Source organism: Nostoc sp. EspVER01 (genome assembly GCF_034530635.1).
In the GTDB taxonomy this organism is placed as follows: Bacteria; Cyanobacteriota; Cyanobacteriia; order Cyanobacteriales; family Nostocaceae; genus Nostoc.
This window is the reverse complement of the sequence record NZ_JAVRCS010000045.1, coordinates 17785-37631: the sequence shown is the minus strand read 5'-3', so window position 1 is coordinate 37631 and position 19847 is coordinate 17785. Positions and strand designations below refer to the sequence as shown.

19 protein-coding genes and 1 pseudogene are annotated in these 19847 nt (G+C 41.9%); 11 read left to right on the top strand and 9 right to left on the bottom strand.

Annotated elements, in window-relative coordinates:
• Positions 1–157 precede the first annotated feature (157 nt).
• The gene (gene crtD, locus RMX69_RS25815; RefSeq protein WP_322639134.1) at positions 158–1672 is read right to left on the bottom strand and encodes a C-3',4' desaturase CrtD; all 1515 of its coding nucleotides are present in this window, start codon (positions 1670–1672) and stop codon (positions 158–160) included.
• A gap of 214 nt (positions 1673–1886) precedes the next feature.
• Between crtD and RMX69_RS25810 the strand changes: the two genes are divergently transcribed.
• Entirely contained in the window at positions 1887–2615 is a 729-nt protein-coding gene (locus tag RMX69_RS25810) for a Uma2 family endonuclease (protein WP_322639133.1), read from the top strand.
• A 138-nt stretch (positions 2616–2753) separates the two neighbouring features.
• On the opposite strand, the gene RMX69_RS25805 is transcribed toward RMX69_RS25810, so the two are convergent.
• Entirely contained in the window at positions 2754–2909 is a 156-nt protein-coding gene (locus tag RMX69_RS25805) for a hypothetical protein (RefSeq protein WP_289799106.1), read from the bottom strand.
• A 109-nt stretch (positions 2910–3018) separates the two neighbouring features.
• Between RMX69_RS25805 and RMX69_RS25800 the strand changes: the two genes are divergently transcribed.
• The 3 genes from RMX69_RS25800 to RMX69_RS25790 all read left to right on the top strand — a co-directional run bounded on the left by RMX69_RS25800 (position 3019) and on the right by RMX69_RS25790 (position 5601).
• Positions 3019–3822 carry an SAM-dependent chlorinase/fluorinase gene (locus RMX69_RS25800; protein WP_322639132.1) on the top strand — a complete coding sequence of 268 codons (804 nt, stop codon included), beginning with the start codon at positions 3019–3021 and terminating at the stop codon, positions 3820–3822.
• A 433-nt stretch (positions 3823–4255) separates the two neighbouring features.
• Complete coding sequence (locus RMX69_RS25795; protein ID WP_322639131.1) at positions 4256–4912, top strand: DUF2301 domain-containing membrane protein; 657 nt, start codon at positions 4256–4258, stop codon at positions 4910–4912.
• Entirely contained in the window at positions 4912–5601 is a 690-nt protein-coding gene (locus RMX69_RS25790) for an ElyC/SanA/YdcF family protein (protein ID WP_289799103.1), read from the top strand. Before RMX69_RS25795 ends, RMX69_RS25790 begins: the two co-directional genes overlap by 1 nt.
• 239 nt (positions 5602–5840) lie before the next feature.
• Here the strand turns inward: RMX69_RS25790 and RMX69_RS25785 are convergent, their stop codons facing one another.
• On the bottom strand, positions 5841–6920 hold the full coding sequence (locus tag RMX69_RS25785; RefSeq protein ID WP_289799102.1) for an alpha/beta hydrolase: 1080 nt from the start codon (positions 6918–6920) through the stop codon (positions 5841–5843).
• A gap of 554 nt (positions 6921–7474) precedes the next feature.
• Between RMX69_RS25785 and dprA the strand changes: the two genes are divergently transcribed.
• Together dprA and RMX69_RS25775 are read left to right on the top strand one after the other, a co-directional pair.
• Positions 7475–8617 carry a DNA-processing protein DprA gene (gene dprA / locus RMX69_RS25780; RefSeq protein WP_289800109.1) on the top strand — a complete coding sequence of 381 codons (1143 nt, stop codon included), beginning with the start codon at positions 7475–7477 and terminating at the stop codon, positions 8615–8617.
• A 216-nt stretch (positions 8618–8833) separates the two neighbouring features.
• A complete protein-coding gene (locus RMX69_RS25775; RefSeq protein ID WP_322639130.1) occupies positions 8834–9643 on the top strand; it encodes a prohibitin family protein in 810 nt (269 codons plus the stop codon).
• Between the two features lie 33 nt (positions 9644–9676).
• Here the strand turns inward: RMX69_RS25775 and RMX69_RS25770 are convergent.
• From RMX69_RS25770 to RMX69_RS25755, 4 genes and pseudogenes are all read right to left on the bottom strand, one after another.
• Positions 9677–9910: pseudogene (locus tag RMX69_RS25770) on the bottom strand (IS66 family transposase); the annotation flags it as partial.
• 62 nt (positions 9911–9972) lie between these two features.
• Positions 9973–10209, bottom strand: a complete 237-nt coding sequence (locus tag RMX69_RS25765; RefSeq protein WP_322639129.1) for a hypothetical protein — start codon at positions 10207–10209, stop codon at positions 9973–9975.
• Positions 10210–10380: 171 nt separating this feature from the next.
• A complete protein-coding gene (locus tag RMX69_RS25760; RefSeq protein ID WP_289799098.1) occupies positions 10381–10842 on the bottom strand; it encodes a hypothetical protein in 462 nt (153 codons plus the stop codon).
• A 403-nt stretch (positions 10843–11245) separates the two neighbouring features.
• A complete protein-coding gene (locus RMX69_RS25755) occupies positions 11246–12637 on the bottom strand; it encodes a malic enzyme-like NAD(P)-binding protein (protein WP_322639128.1) in 1392 nt (463 codons plus the stop codon).
• 618 nt (positions 12638–13255) lie between these two features.
• Here RMX69_RS25755 and RMX69_RS25750 point away from each other — a divergent pair.
• The 5 genes from RMX69_RS25750 (at position 13256) to RMX69_RS25730 (ending at position 17824) form a co-directional block, all read left to right on the top strand.
• A complete protein-coding gene (locus RMX69_RS25750; RefSeq protein WP_289799096.1) occupies positions 13256–13606 on the top strand; it encodes a YtxH domain-containing protein in 351 nt (116 codons plus the stop codon).
• 11 nt (positions 13607–13617) lie between these two features.
• Positions 13618–14157 (top strand): DUF948 domain-containing protein, encoded by a 540-nt coding sequence (locus tag RMX69_RS25745; protein WP_289799095.1) that lies wholly within the window; start codon positions 13618–13620, stop codon positions 14155–14157.
• 446 nt (positions 14158–14603) lie between these two features.
• On the top strand, positions 14604–15413 hold the full coding sequence (locus RMX69_RS25740; RefSeq protein WP_322639127.1) for a TPM domain-containing protein: 810 nt from the start codon (positions 14604–14606) through the stop codon (positions 15411–15413).
• A gap of 109 nt (positions 15414–15522) precedes the next feature.
• Positions 15523–16152 (top strand): precorrin-8X methylmutase, encoded by a 630-nt coding sequence (locus tag RMX69_RS25735; protein WP_289799093.1) that lies wholly within the window; start codon positions 15523–15525, stop codon positions 16150–16152.
• 259 nt (positions 16153–16411) lie between these two features.
• On the top strand, positions 16412–17824 hold the full coding sequence (locus tag RMX69_RS25730; RefSeq protein ID WP_322639126.1) for a right-handed parallel beta-helix repeat-containing protein: 1413 nt from the start codon (positions 16412–16414) through the stop codon (positions 17822–17824).
• A gap of 208 nt (positions 17825–18032) precedes the next feature.
• Here the strand turns inward: RMX69_RS25730 and RMX69_RS25725 are convergent, their stop codons facing one another.
• Complete coding sequence (locus tag RMX69_RS25725) at positions 18033–18719, bottom strand: phosphate ABC transporter permease (RefSeq protein WP_289799091.1); 687 nt, start codon at positions 18717–18719, stop codon at positions 18033–18035.
• Positions 18720–18751: 32 nt separating this feature from the next.
• On the bottom strand, positions 18752–19588 hold the full coding sequence (gene dapB, locus RMX69_RS25720; protein WP_194041462.1) for a 4-hydroxy-tetrahydrodipicolinate reductase: 837 nt from the start codon (positions 19586–19588) through the stop codon (positions 18752–18754).
• Between the last annotated feature and the right edge of the window lie 259 nt (positions 19589–19847).

The following is a 19847-nucleotide window of genomic DNA, read 5'->3' as shown; positions in this document are numbered from 1 at the left end:
CTGCTTGGCATCGGTTATAAGTATGATTTATAGTATTTAATAAAATTTCTGCTCTATCTAAATAGTTGTAGACAATTTTGTAGTAGGGACTTTATTGGTTATTTTCTAAGCACTAAAGTCCTTACTACAAACTCTTCATTACTAACTTTACAAAATACTACATTTGCGCTTCAATTTGCCTAACTACCGTCAGCGCCGAATAACTCACCCCAGCAGTACCTTCGCCGGGATGGGTGGAGTCACCAACTAACCACAAATTCTGAATTGGAGTCCGATTAGCGAACCCAAAGGGGCCAAAGGTAGGAATTCTTTGACCAATACCACCAACTATACCGCGATCGCGGGCTGTGAAATGGGCAAAGGTGCGGGGTGTTGCCGCTTCTTGATAAAGAATAGTTTCTGGTTTGAGATAAAAGTATTGGGCAAGACGAGCGATCGCTTCTTTGGTAAACTTCTCTTTTAGTCCTTCATAATCATCAGTCTGCCACCACTGTGTAGGATCGACAAACGAAGAAGCGATAATTGTCGCCTTACCTTCCGGTGCGCGGCCGTCTCCGGGATGACTGACGGAAACAAATAGGGAATTATTCTCGCCAATTGGGCCATTGACATCATACAGAAATTGCAGGTGGGGAGGACACCCAGGCGGAATTGCACTGACATCTACACCCAAATACACCACAAAAGCACCCGATGCTTGGGGCAGTTTTTCCACCCGGTTTTTATAACCAGATGGCGCTTGTTCTCCTAACAACTGCACCAAATTTTGCACGGTGACGTTGCTAACTATGTGGTCGGCGGCTTCTGTCCAAACTTCGCCAGTTTTTTGATTTCTAATAACAACAGCAGTAGCTTTACCGTTTTCTACTTTGATTTCTTCTACTGTGTGGCGCATCAATAATTTGCCGCCATCTCTCTCTAAGGATTGTACCAAGCGATCGCTTAATACTTGCATACTTCCCTGGAGGTGAAACAATCCTTGGGGCAGTTGGGATACACTCAACGCTGTGGCTGCGTAAAGTAATGCTGTCTCGTCTGCATCCACCTGGGAGTATAGCTTCAGTTGCAAATCTAAAAAAGTTCTCAGTCGTCGGTCATTTCCCAATCCACATAACCGTAAAGCATCTCCTACCGTAAACAAGGTGAAGGGTACGGTAATTAATGTACTCGGACGCACCGCCTGAGTTAGCTGCCACAAATCCCATAAATTACGCGGTGGTAGTACCGGGTCGCGTCCTTGAAATTCCCAACTAGCATCAAATAAAGTTGCCATCAACTGCCAAAATGGTTCGCTACCAGGAAACTGTTTTTGTCGTTCTTCTTGCCATTTCTCTTGGTCGCGCCAAACGTTGATGGGTGTGGTTTCCCCAGGTAAATACACCGCACAAGCAGGGTCGCAAGGCGTTGCTTCTGGCAAATCTATTGACAATTCTGAGAAAATTCGGTGGTGGATTCCCCCTGCTTCTAATCCTGCAACCTGAGTTGCTCCTACATCAAAGGTAAATACCTGGCGTTTAAACGTTGAAGCACAGCCTCCTGGTACGAGGGCTTGATCTAAAATTAAGACACTGTAACCTCTATGAGCTAATAATGCTCCAGCAGTCAGTCCACCTATTCCGGCACCGATAACGACTACACGAGAGTTACTTTTGTCAAGAGGTATCCTGGACATGGATTATTTTCTTTAAAATTCTTAATACTTTTACTTATAATTTTACCTTAATCTCTGACTTCAATAGGGTCGAAGGGTGCGATCGCGATCGCTATACCCGCATTTCTTACAAGCTTGAAGTCAGAGGGGCAGAGGGGAAAGAACTTGGTATTTGAACTCTCCTCTGCTCCCCTGCTGCCACAATAGAATTAAGCTGCTATCTCCAGTATTTCTTATGAGTGAATCTATTACCTTGACAGACGCGGGCTTCTTACCAGAAGATTTTTTACCAGATGTTAGTCTTCTGGCGACAGAAGACGATGAACCCTTGGATAATTTACCATCAGAAAAACAACAAAGATTACTAACAGAAACCCTTTACAGTTCTTGGAACGGGCCAAGTAATGCCCAAGGGTTTCTCGTTGCTGCCAATGTGGGTTTATTTACCACTGGTAAGCAACCGCCGATTGTGCCAGATGTATTTTTGAGCCTAGATGTACAGATAGCAGAAAACTGGTGGGAAAAAAAACATCGCTCCTATTTCTTTTGGGAGTTTGGCAAACCGCCAGAGGTAGTAATTGAAATTGTCTCCAATCGAGAAGGCAATGAAACAGGGCGAAAATTATTAGAGTATGCCAGGATGCGGGTAATGTACTACATTATCTTTGACCCAACTCAGCAACTTGGTGGTGAAATTCTACAAATGTATGAGTTGCGAGGGCGGCAATATATACCTACAAGCGAGCAATGGCTGACTGAAGTTGAGTTAGGTTTATGTTTGTGGGAAGGTGCGTATGAAGGTAAGCGGGATGTTTGGTTGCGGTGGTGTGATACTGAAGGTAATGTGATTCCTACTGGTGCAGAACGAGCCGAACAAGAGCGAGAAGCTAAAGAAACTGCCCTGCAACGGGTTGAACGCTTGGCAGCACAGTTACGAGCCTTGGGTGTTGAGCCAGGAGCGTGAGGAGGGAGTAGGAAGTGGGGTAATTCAATTAATTGCAAAACGCTGTCAGAGCGAAATTGCCAGGAAACTCCCTATCTAAAAAGAAAAAACCCGCCTTAGCGGGTTACACAACAAAACTATGAACAATGAAAACTTGATTTAGCTGGAATACCTCATTTCAGCTTCCAGTTGACGAATCAGCTGTTCGTCGCCTTTTGCTCTGGCTATTTCCAACCGATGCTCTAGGCTTCTTTGAATATTGGCTCTGTGAGCTTCGCGTGATTTGCTCAAACTTTGTAGTCTATTTTGACTCATAGTGATTACCTGCTTTAATTTTTCAGTTTATGTCTTGTATTCTTAACATAACACATATTTTGTAGCTGTTGCTACAGAAAATATATTTTTTATATAATTCTACCAAAATATGTCTAATAACCAGATAGATCGACAACCCCTTGTGACATTACTAAGCGATTTCGGCGATCGCGATGTTTATGTAAGCATAATGAAGGGAGTCATAGCCCAAATCAACCCTAGACTGACGGTGGTAGATTTAACGCACCAAATTCCGCCGCAAGATATCGCCGCAGCCAGGTTTAGCTTGATGAATGCTTATGCTCATTTCCCAGTTGGGACAGTGCATCTGGCAGTAGTAGATCCGGGAGTGGGAAGCAAGCGACGAGCGATCGCAGTAGAATTTGCTCAAGGGTTTTTGGTCGGGCCAGATAATGGTATATTCAGCGGGATACTCAGTCAAAGTCCTGCAATCGCAGCCGTCGAACTTACAAATCTTAATTATTGGCGCACTCCTCAACCAAGCAAGACTTTTCACGGTAGAGATATCTTTGCACCAGTGGCAGCTAATCTTGCTAGTGGTGTCCCCCTCAAACAGCTAGGACAAGCAATCGAACCAGTAAGTTTGGTAAACCTGGATATAGGCAACTGCAAGCAGACAACCACCAGTGTAGTGGGTTGCATTCAATATATTGACCACTTTGGCAACCTAGTGAGTAACATTCCAGCGAGTTACGTGCAAGGCAAAAGTTGGTATGTGCAAGTTGCCGGATTGAGTGTACCAGGCTGTGAAACTTACAGTGAAGTCAAAGCAGGGGAGATAATAGCTTTAGTTGGCAGTCATGGCTGGGTAGAAATTGCCATTAATTGCGGAGATGCTCACTCACAATTACAGATTAATTTACAAGATGTGCTAGAAGTCTTGTTTTTTTAAGAAAATCAGACCAGTGAATATTGTTAAAGTTAAGACAGTAAAAAGTCACCAGGCTGCAAAGTGCCTGTTACTGATTTGTGGGGAAGTCAAAGAAAGGGGAAAATTCTAGATATAAAAAGGAGGATGGGCAACTACACACCACTTAAAAACAAGCATTTTCATTCATCGTAAGCAGTGCCAATTCGACAAAAATTTCTAGAAAGCAACTGCTAAAAGACGTAAGTTTAGGAATGGTGACATGAAGTTCGCTTTATAGCGTTTACTAATCACATGAGGTACATCATAGTCCCCTCTCGAAGAGCGGGGAGGGTTGGGAGTGGGGTTCTTGTACCTCACTCAACTGATAACCGCTATATTGCTCATAATAATAAAAGTAACCCTTGAGCAATTTCCTGTTGTACTCTACTAGAGAATCATAATTATATTCTTAGCTATGACTACACAAACACTCTCTGCACCAGAAGTTTATCAAGGTCAGTTTGGGGAATTTACAATTACTCAGAGCGATCGCACTGGCGTAATTATCTATCGCGCTGGGTTAATGTTAGCAGCACTGAGCTTTGCCATCGGCAGCGCCTTAATTTTACTCAACAATAACCCAACTGTTGTAACTTTACTGACACCTCTATATGCTTGTTTTAGTCTCGCGCTTGGTGTAAGTTTATTTACCATCCATATCTATATGGCATCACTGCACCGAACATTGCAAGTTTTTTGGGCGATTGGTAGTATCGCATCAGTGATTCTGGCAATTACTAGTAGTGAACCTTTAGCTCTTGCTGTTTACAATCATCCAATTACCTTATTTGGGGTTGGTTTTATCTTCGTAGCTTTGACAGGTATTTATTTTAAAGAGGCTTTTTGCTTCAATCGCCTGGAAACCAAAGTATTAACCCCAATTGTACCGCTACTGTTGTTAGGACATTTGGTAGGAATTTTACCAACCCAAGGAGAAAGCATTTTATTAGGAACTTGGGCGATATTATTTTTAGTGTTTGCTCTGCGCAAGACAGTCCAAGCAATTCCTGCTGATATTGGAGATAAGTCTGTGTTTACCTACTTGAAAGAACAACGTTTAACTAAGGTTTAATGCGGATAAAAAATCGTCGGTGTCAAAAATTTCCCAAAATCAAACTAATCAAACGCCAAGAAATGTGGACACTTACGGCTCAAGGGTGGGCGATTGCGATCGCTTTGATTGCTTATTTAATATTTTTCCTTTTTACTCATGTACACTCATTTCTCGCCGTAACTTCCCCGATCGAATCAGCAGAAGTATTAGTTGTTGAAGGATGGCTACCAGATTACGCTATAGAAAAAGCTTTGACTGAATTTAAAAACGGTTCTTATCATCAAATAATTACTACCGGAGGCACATTAGGAAAAGGAAGTTATCTTACCGGATACAAGAACTTTGCAGACGTGTCGGCTGACACTTTCATAAAACTCGGTTTAGAAGCAGAAAAAGTAGTAGCTGTTCCGACACCTTTTGTAGTTAAGGATCGTAGTTATGCATCTGCTGCTGAATTTGAGCGTTGGCTATCCAATTCAAATTTAAAAATAGAATCGATTAATCTTTTTTCCTTGGACGTTCATGCCCGTAGGAGTTGGTTTCTTTTTAAAAAAATACTTGCCCCTGAAATTAATGTTGGTGTGATTGCTGCTACAACGCAAGATTATAATCCAAACAAATGGTGGAATTCTAGCGAAGGTGTGCGGACGGTTCTTGATGAAGGTATAGCTTATCTTTATGCACGTTTTTTGAATTGGAAAGCCTAACAGTGATAATTCGTAATTCGTAATTCGTAATATCATGTCCGCCAAATTACCCATAATCAAATAACCCCACCCCCAACCCCCTCGCCTGCGGGGAGGGGAGACAAAGCACAGCTTTGGCGGGGTGGGGTTCTTCGGGTTTATTAAGCAATCAAGCGGACATGATATAATTCGTAATTCCCCGACTTATTTAATAAATCGGGGATCTATCTAGTGAGCATTTTATGTTTAATTAGGTTGACCTACTTACCCAGGATTTGTAATAATGCTTGCCGATAAATTTTCAGACCCTCTGCATTCAAATGGTCGCCATCACTGGTTAAATTTTCTTTCAAAACATTATTTTCATATAATGGTGCTAGTCCGGCTGCGGCAACTGGTACTTTTTCTGTTTCAGCAACTTGATTAATCAGAACATTAATTTGTTCAACTCTAGAAAGTGGGGCTGCTACTTTTGGATCTGAGCTTGCTGCCACTGTTGAATAAAAAGCCGGAATCAGAAAAATCTCTTTAGTTCCCATTGTACGGATAAGTGCGATCGCCTCTTGGAGATTTTTGCTAAATAACTCATCACTAATTCCATACAAAGCATCATTTCCACCTATGGCAATAATGGCTTTTTCGCATTTAACCTTGGTAGGAATTAAACTTTTCAGTTGTTCTATTAATGAGATTGTACTCAGACCATTTAACCCAAAATTAAAAGTACCACTCCCAAGGGTATTACCAAGTCCAGCCGAAATAGAATCACCAAATAAGCAACCTGAGAACTGTTTATCTTGAGCGGCGAGTGTTTGATATTGTAGGGCAACTTTCCCTAAAGGTGAAGAAGTTACGTCATCTTTCGGCGGCGCATCAGCAGAACTAGCAGAGGAATTCGCCATGCCGACTAGTTTCTTAATTTTTGACACATCAATAACTAGTTGATTACTGGGATAGGCTTCTAGAAAGCTAGTTATTCCTAAACCTTCCGGTGATTTTGCTCCGATGATCAGGGCAGATCGTAGTGCTTGTATACTGGCTTGATCGCGACGAGCGATCGCTTGGGAAGTAAAAGATAAAATTTGTTTGCCCATTCCTGTGTTTACCAGCTTATCTAAAGCCACAATATCAAGCGACATTTTCACTTGTAGGGCTTCTTGAAATTTCTGTTTTTCTTTAGCGCTAAGGTAATCTAGAAAAGATTTTAGATCGGCAGAAACCTTTTGTGTCTCATCATAGTTGCGTATATCTGCCACCGGAATCGATTGCTCAAACAATCCGTACCTGACGGTAACTTTTTCGGCTGCCAAACTAGGTAATAAACCAAGGCCACTATGCACCAGTAAAAATATTAAGCACCCAGATAGGCTTATTAGAAGACGATAAAAATATTTCATCACAGAAGATAAGAAGATAGATAGTCAATAGTTAATAGTCAAGAGTCAAGAGTCAAAAGTCAAGGGGGATTGGAAATTGGGCATTGGGGAGGCAGTGCGGTCTTCTCCCAAGGGGAGACGCCAAGGGCGATGGGGTCTCCCCAAGTGGAGCAACTGCCGTCATTGGGCATGAAGAAGAAACAAAGGAGACAAGAAAGAAGGGGGAGACTTGGGAGAGATTTTCAATAATTCCTCCTTGTCCCCCCTACCCCCCTGCTCTTTCTGGGGCAGGTTTTTTTGATTAGACAAATTTTTGGGATTTTAAAACCAAAACCATTGTCTGAGAACTTAAAACTACGTTCAATAATTGAGAACATTCTCAACTATTTATCGAAAGCCTAAAAGCCTGCCCTTGAAAGACCCCCCTGCTCCCCTTGCCCTCACTCCCCACTCCCCCTAGCCATCAACAGCCAACCCCAATTTGGGAATACTCAATCCAGTGGCGTGAGGATAGAACGGTGGTAGAAGAAGGCGCATATTGGCTAGCTTGGGCACAAATTTCGGGAATTGGGCCAGTATTACTGCGACGGCTGCAACAGCATTTTGGCACGCTAGCAACAGCTTGGAACGCTACTAAGGTACAGTTAGGAGAAGTAGAGGGTTTTGGTTTTCAGACACTAGAAAAAGTAGTACAACAGCGATCGCGTTTGCACCCAGAACAACTCTTCACCAAGCACCAGCAGGAAAATTCCCATTTCTGGACGCCAGCAGATGCAGATTATCCCCGTTTACTGCTAGAAACTCCCAGTCCACCGCCAATTTTGTACTATCGCGGTGAAGTCGAACTCCAAGAAAATCTCGGACAAAAACCAATGGTTGGGATTGTCGGAACCCGCCAACCCTCAGAATATGGTATCCGTTGGACTCGCCAAATTAGTACAGCTTTAGCTAAAAATGGTTTTACAGTCGTTTCTGGTATGGCAGAGGGAATTGACACCGAAAGCCACATCGCCGCTATGAAAGCAGGTGGACGAACGATCGCAGTTTTGGGAACTGGTGTAGATGTTATCTATCCGCATAAAAATCGGGATTTGTACAAGCAAATTTTGACGGCTGGGCTAGTCGTAAGTGAGTACCCCACAAAAACCCCACCCGATCGGACTCACTTTCCCCGTCGAAACCGAATTATCGCAGGTTTAAGCCGCGCCATTCTGGTAATGGAAGCGCCTTTAAAATCTGGTGCCTTAATTACTGCTACCTACGCAAATGAATTTGGTAGAGATGTCTATGCATTACCTGGAAGACTTGACGATTATCCATCCCAAGGATGCTTAAAGTTACTGAGTCAGGGAGCTTCCTTTATTCTTAAGGAACTAGACGAACTGTTAACAATGCTAGGAGCAATACCACAAATTGATGCAATTGAGACTTCTACACCACCAGAACAGTTAAGTTTGCCAACTTTATCGCCAGAATTGCAAACAGTAATGAATGCGTTCGCCGCAGGCGTGCCGGAGGCACTCGCAAGTGATGCTTTGCCCTTTGATTTTATTGTCCAACAAACTGGCATGGCTGCTGGCTCAGTTTCCGGTGCTTTGTTACAGTTGGAACTTATGGGTTTTATTTCGCAACTACCAGGTATGCGGTATCAAAAAAGTTAAGAATTAAAAGATAACAACATTATTTAGCTTGGTTTTTAGCAATTTATAGCGGTTCTCAGTTGCATAGAATACAGACCTAACCCCCACCCCCTTCCCTAATAGCGTTGGGAGTAAAATTCAAAGCCTGAGTGGTTAATCCTATCGAAGCATTTTTCAATATCGAGTTCAATTACTCGTTTTTCTATTCCGTACAAGATGCATACATGGTTCACACAGATGATAAAAATTACAAGTTTTAACAGTGCCGGTAAACTGACTGCTCTTTTGTTTTTGATAACTCTCTTTCTGACGCCCTGTGTAATTGTAAATGCAGGAGAACGTGGTGTATTAATGAAATTTGGCGAAGTACAAAACCAGATATTAGGAGAAGGACTTCACTTAATTATTCCTGTAGTTAATACTGTAAAAAAGTTAAGTATTAGAGTCCAAAAGCAGGAAATTTCTGCTGAGGGTTCTTCCAAAGATTTACAAAATGTTTTTGTCGATGTAGCTCTCAATTGGCATATTATTTCTCAGGAAGTCAATGTCATTTTTCAGGAAATTGGAGATGAACAAAATGTAGTTATTCGGATTATTAACCCAGCAGTTGAAGAAGTACTAAAAGCGGTAATAGCAAAGTATACTGCTGAAGAAATTATCACTAAACGAGGAGAAGTCAAAAGTGGAGTAGATGATGCGTTGTCCACAAGATTGGGTAGCTATCACGTTGCAGTTAATGATATTTCTCTAGTTCATGTCCATTTTTCAGAACGATTTGGTGAGGCGGTGGAGGCGAAGCAGATTGCTGAACAAGAAGCAAAACGAGCAGAATTTATCGCATTGAAAGCAACAAAAGAGGCTGAAGCAAAAGTGAATTTAGCCAAAGGAGAGGCTGAGGCACACAGATTATTACGTGATGGTTTAACTCCAGAAATTCTGCAAAGGCAAGCAATAGAAAAATGGAATGGTAAGTTGCCATTAATTGTAAGTAATGAAGCTCCAAAATTGTTGAATTTAAGTGAATTTTTAAAATTTGATGATAATTGATCTTCTTGTTCGCTGATTTGTAAGGATTCAGGTCTAGATTTGAGGAATTAAAGAAGGAGTCTGCACAGTAGGGTGAACCATCGCTTTGATAGCTTGATCAAAAAAGTCAATAACAGAACGTCCTTGATGACGACAAGTTTGTATAACCGTCAATAAATTGGCAGTATCTTGGAAGCGCTCCATAGAACGAGAACCGCCACTGACTTTTCGTTTTGTGACTGCTAAACGTAACGTTCGTTCAGCTAAATTATTACCAGGCGGCATGTCCCGGATGTCCTGGCTGTCCTCCTGGTTTCCGTTTTGGCGCTTCACTCTCCCCTGGTTCATCTTCAAGTTTTTTCTCGGTTTTTTTGAGGATGTCTGCCGACGGTGGTTTTGATGATGTATGTTGTGCTGTCTAAATCTCTGCTGACTTTGAGTTTCTCTATTATAGATTCTAGTTCTATTACTCTGGATTTTAGCTGTTCTATAGCTTTTGCCTGCTCAGGGAGCATCTCTACCAGTTGCTCTTTCTCCAACTGTTTTAGGGTTTTAATGTCTAGTTTTGGTGGCAGGTCTTTTTCCATAATTGCTATACTCTGCTTCCCCTACCACACTTGTCAATACCCCAGCACCTGAATCCTTACGCTGATTTACTCTCCATCCAGAGACTCAAAACCGCGATTTTTTGAAATAGTATGGACGTATAGAGGTGCGCCCATACTATCGATTCCTTTGTAGAAAGGTGATAAACTAAATTAACTCTTGGAGAAGAAAATGGGAGAATCAATAATCTTTAACTGGAGCAATAGCATAATCAACAGGGTATAAACTGTTGAAGAAATTAGACCTGTGAACAATTCTTTTTTGAGGTTATGCTCTTGAGGCTCTTTTTGAAAAATGTCCTTAGAACCGAATTGCATCAAAAGAATTCCCATAATATTAGAGAGCCAGTATCCGATAATTGAACAAGGTATAAGCAATTTTGGTAAAAGTAAACTACATGCATACCCAAAACCATAAGCTATTGGCAGATTGAATAGTAGGTCATTCCACCAACATAGTGGTGATAGTAAATATCCTAGTACCAGAAAAAATCCACCTCTGAGTTTTTTGAAAATGTCTTTTTTGAACTCTATTGGAGTAGACTGTTGTAATTGCTCTAGTGCTGTGTCTCTTGTTACATTCAACTTTTGACTAATGTTTTGGACGCTTTCCATAAAAAAACCACTATTCCTATAGTTTTAGTGTAGTTTAATATATAAACTAAATCAATGTCTATTATACGAGTGATGAAATTTTGGCTTTTTGATACTGAAACTTTTAAGTAGGTCAACCCAAAAAAACGTAAGATAGAGAGAGTTCAGAAATTAAGTGAGAGATAATGCCTAGTGCGTTAACAGTATCAAATTGAGCGTTTTACGTTTAATTAAGTTGAACTACTTAACAGAAGTGAAGGGTGACTGGTGGACAGCGCAGCGTCTCGTAGAGAGCGTCTAGAATAAAAGGTGAAACATCGCACCAAATTTTGAATTTGGTAGTCAACTTTTGTAGTGACTGGTCTAAATCGTCAATGGAAAAGCATTCAGAATTCAGAATACAGAATTCTGAATTCTCTTTTAATTAATTTCGCGCGATACCTTCTTCACGCGCGGCGCGTTGCACAGCAGCAGCAACAGCGGTGACAACGCGCTCATCAAAGACGGAAGGAATAATATGTTCCCGATTTAAGTCTGAAGGCTTAACTAAAGAAGCGATCGCACTTGCGGCTTCGAGGTACATTTTGATGGTAATTGTGTGTGCCCGACAATCTAAAGCACCACGGAATACCCCAGGAAAAGCGAGGACGTTATTGATTTGATTTGGGTAATCGCTGCGACCTGTTGCGATGACAGCAACATCTTTACTGATTAATTCTGGCTGAATCTCTGGAATCGGATTTGCCATTGCAAAGATAATTGGATCTTTAGCCATCGATTGCACCATTTCTGGTGTCAAAACTCCTGGTGCGCTGACACCAATAAACACATCTGCACCTTGCATTGCACCGGCTAATGTACCCTGACCTTTCACAGCAAATTCAAGTTTTTCCTCTGTTAAATCGGTGCGATTGGTAGAAATAATCCCTTTAGAATCGCACATCCAGATTGTTTCTGCCCCAGCTTTACGGAGTAACCGAGCGATCGCTACTCCCGCCGCCCCAGCACCGTTAATCACGATCTTGATTTCTGCTAAGGATTTATGCACCAGTTTCAGCGAATTAAACAACGCTGCCAAGGTGACAATTGCTGTACCATGCTGGTCATCGTGAAAAACGGGGATATCTAACTCTTGGCGTAATCTCTTTTCGATTTCAAAGCAGCGAGGTGCAGCAATATCTTCTAAATTTACGCCCCCAAATACCGGAGCAATATTTTTAACTGCTTGGATAATTTCTTCTGTATCTTGGGTGGCGAGACAGATGGGAAAAGCATCCAGCCCTGCAAATTCCTTGAATAGCATTGCTTTACCTTCCATGACTGGTAGGGCGGCGGCTGGGCCAAGATTTCCCAAACCTAAAACCGCACTACCATCGGTAACAATGGCTACGGTGTTTTGTTTGATGGTTAAGTTGTAAACTTCCTCTGGATCTTGAGCGATCGCAGTACAAATTCGACCGACTCCGGGCGTGTAAGCCATTGCCAAATCGGAAACACTCTTCAGGGGGATTCTACTGGTAATGCTGATTTTGCCACCGCGATGCAAATTAAAGGTGCGATCGTAAACACTGAGTAACTTGATATCTGGCAAGGCTTTGACTGCTTGCACAATGGTTTCAGCGTGTTCAGTACTGGCAGCATCCACAGTAATATCGCGGGTGGACTCTTTGCGGGTTTGCTCGATTAAATCAATTTGTCCGAGATTACCACCAGTAGTTGCGATCGCCTGTGTTACCGACGCCAACATCCCTACACGATTGGGAATCTGCAAGCGTAGTGTCAAACTAAAACTAGAATTAGGAGTTAGGTCTGCCATGTTGATTTTGGTTTTTAAGTTTTAGATTTTATATTGAATTGAGACAAAAACTAAAATTTGAGATTTGTAGTCTGTGGAAACACAATGTATGTAAACTTTTGGGATAATCATCAGTAGTTGGTTTACCCACTGGTGACAGTTTTGATAATTATTTTTATTTATACCAATGCATTTACTAATATAAATGAGTAACAATTTAGTAATTGTACCCAAATACACCAGATATTTTTTTATATTTTATCTATGTAAATATTTGTATAAACCTCGTCTAAACCCAAGCAGTATTGGGATGTATTGGCTTCTAGTGTAGGCGTAGCCCGCCGCAGGCATCACTTCCCCTTTCCATACCCTCAAAGCTTGTCATTAAGAGCGTCTCCATCAGGAAAAGGGTACAGAACTACCCAAGACATAACCCAAAGGGACGCCCAGCAGAGGTATCAAAACTTTAGGAGATACGGGGAGTTTTGAATAATAAGTAATTAATACTTTTAGTATTAATGAATAAAAGCAACTTTTCTGGCTGATATTTTGTCACCATAGATTAACTGAATAAAATCAGTTGAGTCTTGCAAGGGGAGAAAACCCACCTAAAATGGGTGTAAGGAGAGAAACAATAAGATGTCTAATAACCGTTCTGGAGTATTTATTGGCGGTTTGATGCTGGGAGCTACCATCGGTGCTTTGACCGGTTTGCTGGTGGCTCCACGCACAGGGCGCGAAACGCGTAAAATTTTGAAAAAATCTGCCAATGCTATCCCAGAATTGGCAGAAGATTTATCAATGAGTGTACAAATTCAGGCAGATCGTCTCTCTGCTAGCGCCCTGCGAAACTGGGATGAGACTTTAGATAGATTAAGGGAAGCGATCGCAGCAGGTGTAGATGCCAGCCAGCGAGAAAGCCAAGTCTTGAAGCGACAAACAGCTGTTGAAGACTCAGATTCGCTTCCCCAACAATTAGAACGCTCATAAATGACATAACCGTGATTGAACCCCTGTTTTGGTTGGGACTTTCTTTACTTTTAGTCGCCACAAGCTTGACTGCGGTTTTAGTGGCGGCAATACCGGCATTGCAGGAGTTAGCACGCGCCGCTCGTAGTGCAGAAAAGCTATTTGATACCCTCTCACGGGAGTTACCACCCACTTTAGAAGCTATACGTGTGACTGGTTTGGAAATCACTGACTTAACTGATGATGTTAGTGAAGGTGTAAAAAGTGCCAGTCAAGTAGCTAAACAAGTCGATCAAAGTCTTGATAATGCAAGAATTCAGGCTCAAAATCTGCAAGTAAGTACGCGCAGCATCTTGATTGGCGCGAAAGCTGCTTGGAAAAACTTCACGCGCCAAAAACCTGTAAGGCGGACGAGCGATCGCTTACCAAGCAATGAAAAACCACCACTAACGTTGCGAGAACGAGAAGTGCTGAGGCAAGAAAATCGTCGGAGCAAAGCAGAGGTATACCGCGTTAATGACGGTTATAACGACACTGCTAGCTGGGAAACAAATTTCGATGACGAAGATTGACCAAAAATTAATTATGCAGCTATAGCTCTATGCTACAAATCAAATCCAAGATTACACCAAAAAGGTTCTCACCTGTTGAATTCGCAAAAAGTCATTATCACTCGAAACAACAGTTAATTAGTCCGCGCAGACTGACTTTGTTTGTGTAGCTGCGATTTCTTTCTAATCGCTTGGATTATTCTCTCTCCAGAGCCATAGAAGAGCGCTAGTGTCTATACCCCCTCCCCTCTCCCTTAGGCACAGGGATATTTTGAGTATTTTAAGCGCTTGACAAAATATACTTTATCTTTATGTATCACGAAGGCTACTCTCCACTCCCCAAAAACCTTTTGCTTTGATCCCTTAGATTAGAGTAAAGTAAACAAGTGTAAAGAACTATCATTTTTCTAGTACTCTTTTAAAACAACTTGTTCGCTTTTACCGTTAATATTTGTATAAAAACGTCCATGCAATCTTGTTTTTGGCGACGAATTCTCGTATCTATTGCAATATTTTTCCTGGCTGGGTCAATTTGGGTGATGCATTCCCCCCCAGCACTGGCTTATGACAATCCTGAGTTACTTCCTGACACTTTTACCCCAGTTGTAGATTTAGCTAAATCTCTGCCTGTACTGCAAGAAGAAAAGCTTGTCAAAGATTTAGAGCAGTTTGAAGCTGACACGGGCTGGAAACTGCGAGTATTGACCCAATATGACCGCACTCCAGGTAGGGCAGTTATCAAATATTGGGGTTTGGATGACAAAAGTATTCTACTCGTTGCTGATTCTCGTGGCGGTAACATCCTCAGTTTTAGCGTCGGCGATGCTGTTTATGAACTTTTACCCCGGACTTTTTGGATAGAACTGCAAACCCGCTTCGGTAATTTGTATTTTGTCCGCGAACAAGGCGAAGACCAAGCCATTCTACAAGCCTTAGAATCGGTTAAAGGCTGTTTGCTCAAAGGGGGTTGCAATGTTGTCCCCGGATTACCACGAGAACAGTGGATTCTCACCTTGATTAGCTCAATAATTGGTGGGGTGATTTGTGGATTTGCAGCTCAACCCCGCGAAAAAGGACAAGTTTTTGCTTGGCAATGGGCTTTAATTTTCTCACCTTTGTGGGGAATCTTGTTTATTGCCTTCGGCATTGGGCCAGTTGTGACACGTACAAGCGACTGGTTGCCTTTAGTTCGCAATATCTCTGGGTTTCTCATTGGCGTCTTGGTTGCCTACCTATCTCCTATTTTCAGTCGGTCTTCTTCTAGTAATGAGTTATGAGTGAGTAGTTAGGAGTGAGTAGTTTAATTAACTTATAACTCCTAACTCCTAACTCTTAACTCTCTGAAGCTGATAAGCTGAAAGCTAATATTTGAGAAGCTCAACAAAAATGGAATGGCACGTAACTGATGCTCAAAGTTTAGCAATCATTGATAGTGAAATTGGCGATCATGTCTTTTCACCCGCAGAGTATGAGATTGTGCGTCGGGTAATCTACGCCACGGCTGACTTTGAGTATAAGTCTTTGATTCGCTTTTCTGAGCGTGCCTTGCAAGCTGGAGCAGCAGCGCTAGCCGCACGTACCACGATTGTGGTAGATGTGCCGATGGTACAAGTAGGTATTGCTTACGACATTCAAAACACCTTTGCGAATCCAGTGTATTGCAGCATGGAAGCTTTAACACGCCCTCAAAAAGAAAAGACTCGCGCCGCATGGGGAATAGAAACCTTAGCCAAGCGTTATCCAGAGGGCATTTTTGTGGTAGGTCAAGCACAAACGGCACTGACTGCACTGGTGGATTTAATTGAAGTTGAGGAAATTAGACCTGCTTTAATAATTGCAACTCCAGTGGGATTTGTAAATGTTGATGAAGCTAAGGAGCGTTTACAAGACTCTCTAGTGCCTCACATTATAATTGACGGTCGCAAAGGTAATGCAGTTGTAGCCGCTGCGATCGTTGATGGATTAGTAGACTTAGCTTGGCAAGCCTATGGACAAGATGGAAATCGAGGGAGCTAGGAAAGTCAGCTCTATTCTATTCTGTATCCAAAAGAGTATTCATCAATCACTGAATATCCTGATATTTTTGTTAAGTAACGCGGTGTGCAACTTTATCTCAAACCTAACCCCTTCCCTACTAGCGTTGGGGAGTAAGATTCAAAGCCTCTCTCCGCTTGCCTAACGGCAGGCTAACGCCAACGGGAAGAGAAATGGAAGTGGGGTTTTAAAAATAAGTCGCACATCGCGTTAAGTAGTGCTGTTCAAGGAGCCTTTTCTTGTGGTAATTCAAGGTTTCAGTTTAAGCGCATATCTTGCAATTCCTGTGATATTAAGTCTTTTGGCTGATGGAGAAGGAATAAAAGTATCTTTGGTTAAAAACGTTCGTCAGGTATCTACTAACAAAGAAATTATCCTATCCAGCCGTGAGCTAATCAGCACTAGGGCAACTCCAAAAACATACTATGTTAGTGGTGTTGGAAATGACACAAATAGCGGACTCTCTAGTTCATCCGCCTTTAGGACAATTCAAAGGGCAGCAAATCTGACTAACCCTGGCGATACAGTATTGATTATGAATGGAGTCTACAGGAATGCAAAACCAAGTGGGGACGTAGTATCTATTACTCGCTCTGGAACAGCAAATGCATGGATTAAGTTTAAAGCATATCCTGGACATCAACCGAAAATTCAACACAATGGATGGCAGGGAATTTTCATTCACAAGGGAGCGTCATATATTGAGATAAATGGGTTGGAGGTGATAGGAAATAATGCCAACATAACCCTTGATTATGCGATGAGTCAGAAAACTAACAAATTAAACCCGCTAACGAATGGAAACTGCATTAACATAGATGGACGAAAAGATGGTCATAGTCACCATATACGTATTGTCAACAACAAGGTACATGGGTGTGGAGGAGCAGGCATTTCCGCTATTCAATCGGACTATGTGACAATAGATAATAACGAAGTGTTCGATAATTCCTGGTATAGCGTTTATGGTTGCAGTGGCATTTCGATATTGAGCAGTTGGAATTATGACAACAAACGGGGATACAAGATGTTTGTTACTAACAACAAAACCTACAACAATCGGATGTACATCCCTTGGATTGCAGTCGGAAAGATCACAGATGGTAATGGCATTATTATCGATAGTACAAAAAATGATGAAAACCCCAAATTGGGTGCATATAAAGGATACACTTTAGTTAAAAATAATCTTGCATTTAATAATGGTGGATCGGGTATTCATGCATTTTTAAGCGAACATGTTGATATTGTAAATAACACAGCTGTTTTAAATAACCAAAGTCCAGAACTTAATGGCGGGCAAATATTTGCTCACACATCATCTGATGTCAGAATTCTTAGGAATATTCTTTATGCTTTTCCTGGAAAAAATATTAATAATAAGACTAAAAATAAAAATGTTATTTATGATTATAATGTCTACATTAATAGTTCTAAAATAAATGTTAAAGGGTCTCACGATATTGTTGCAGGCTCACAATTTTTAAGCAAGTATCCTACTCTAGAAAAAATATCCGGCGATTGGAAATCGCGGTTAGATAAACAAAATCCGCCAAAACGACCTTATGTAGAACCTAAGTCGGCAGGTTTTGCCTGCGGGACAGTGACTTATCGTTTGCAAGGGAAACTCATCAAAGTGGGATGCTCTCGTTAGCAAAAAGTCAGGAGAGATTTATCCCGAATCCAAATGCTCGAGTCTTTTGGGCAACTATCAAGAAGTTTTGCAGTTGAGAGCAAACTGCCGAAATATTTGCGATTAAGGCTCTTAATTACTAAACGACTCACACAATGCGTAAATGCAGGGTGTGAGTCTATCTCTATCTTGTACGTTTCTGAAAGAGAAGCCTGTACTAATTACCTCTTCAATCCTCTACTGTACGACGCCGACGACGCGGCTTTTGTTGTTGGTCTTCACGCAAGCGGCGACCGACTTCATTAAAGAAATCCCGCCGCAGAAAAGGATAATCGCTAACCCACAGGTCGCGATTGGGAAAGTATATATCGCTGAATTCTTCAATACTGCTCAAATCTGGACGATTTGACATCACTACCATTTCTGCAATTTGGCCGCGAGTAATAACTTTGTGGGCAGGACGCAATGGTGCTACAAACTCAATGGTAAATCCTGTATCATCACCTATCTCTAAGTTTATCTGTTTTTCTCGGTTTTCTATAATCACCAATTCGCCTTTGTTGTTGACTGTTTCGGTTTTACCTATCAACTGGTCTGTAATCCACCAATCTAGGACTCGACCACGGAAAAAGCCGCCATACTTGTAACGGCGGCATTGTAAATTCCGCATACTTGCTTGAAACACTGGATACCACAGCCAAAAAAAAGCGCTAATTACCCCTAGCACAAATACTATTGAAGCAAACTCAAGCTTGAAAATAACTATTGCAAGCAAAATAACAACTACCGCAACTACAGAAATTAACAGCCGTTGCAAAAAATTTGAGAATTTCCCCCAGTAGTACTTATACTGCAAACCAGTGGCAATTAGGGGGACAACTTGTTCAAATTTCTGGCGAGTCAGTGGTACTAACATGAGTGCTAAGTAATAAATGCCCAATTGTGTGTTTAAAGTATCTTTTCTAATCCATATACTAACGACTTTAGCGCTAAGACTTTGCGAATCGCTAGTAGCACTCCTGGCATATAGCAAGCGCGATCGCTCGTATCATGTCGTAAAGTATAAATCTGTCCTGCTGCGCCAAAAATTACTTCCTGGTGGGCAATCAATCCCGGCAAGCGGACGCTATGAATTCTAATTCCTTCATCTGCGATACTGCCCCTCGCTCCTGCTAATTTTTCCGTTTCTTCTACAAGAGCAGGGTTAAAAGTTTTACCCAATTCTCCTAATAACTGCGCTGTTTGAATGGCAGTACCGCTAGGAGCATCAGCTTTTTGATTGTGATGCAGTTCGATAATTTCCACATGGTCAAAATATTTTGAGGCTGCGATCGCAGCTTGTTGCAAAAGTACCATCCCAATGGAAAAATTAGGAATAATTAGACAACCAGTGCTAGCTTTGTCTGCAAAGTCTGCCAAATCTTGAATTTGTTCTGGACTTAACCCAGTGGTGCCCACTACAGGACGAATACCGTAAGCGATCGCACTGCGAATATTGTCATAAACTGAATCGGGATGGGTAAAGTCTACAATCACCCCTGGAGGAGACTGTCTGTCACCAGCCACATACCCCAACATCGGTTCTAATTGATTGGTAATCGGCACTTCCAGAGGTTCGCTTAAACCCGCCAACTCCCCAGCATCTTTATCTTGATGTTCTAAACTGTAGTCAATTGCACCCACTAGGTTTAAGTCAGGTGCTTGTGCCACCGCCTTAACCACTTCACGGCCCATTTTGCCAGCAGCACCGTTGACAATAACCGGGATAGGAGCTTGATTCGTCATAGGTCGAGAAATACTTTTTGAGTCAACAAGGGAATTGTAAAGACTTTCGCGATCTAGTAGCTAGCTTCTCAAATTTTTGGCTTAGGGACTTCCAAGAAATAAATTATCCATTTTGTGGGGTGGGCATCTTGCCCGCCCTAGATATTGGGACGGGTGGGGACACCCATCCCACAAGAAAATTTGGGATGTTTTTATTTGGAAATCCCTTAATTCCACCTACCCTGAATTGTGCAGCTAATCGCTTACTTTTTCCACTCCT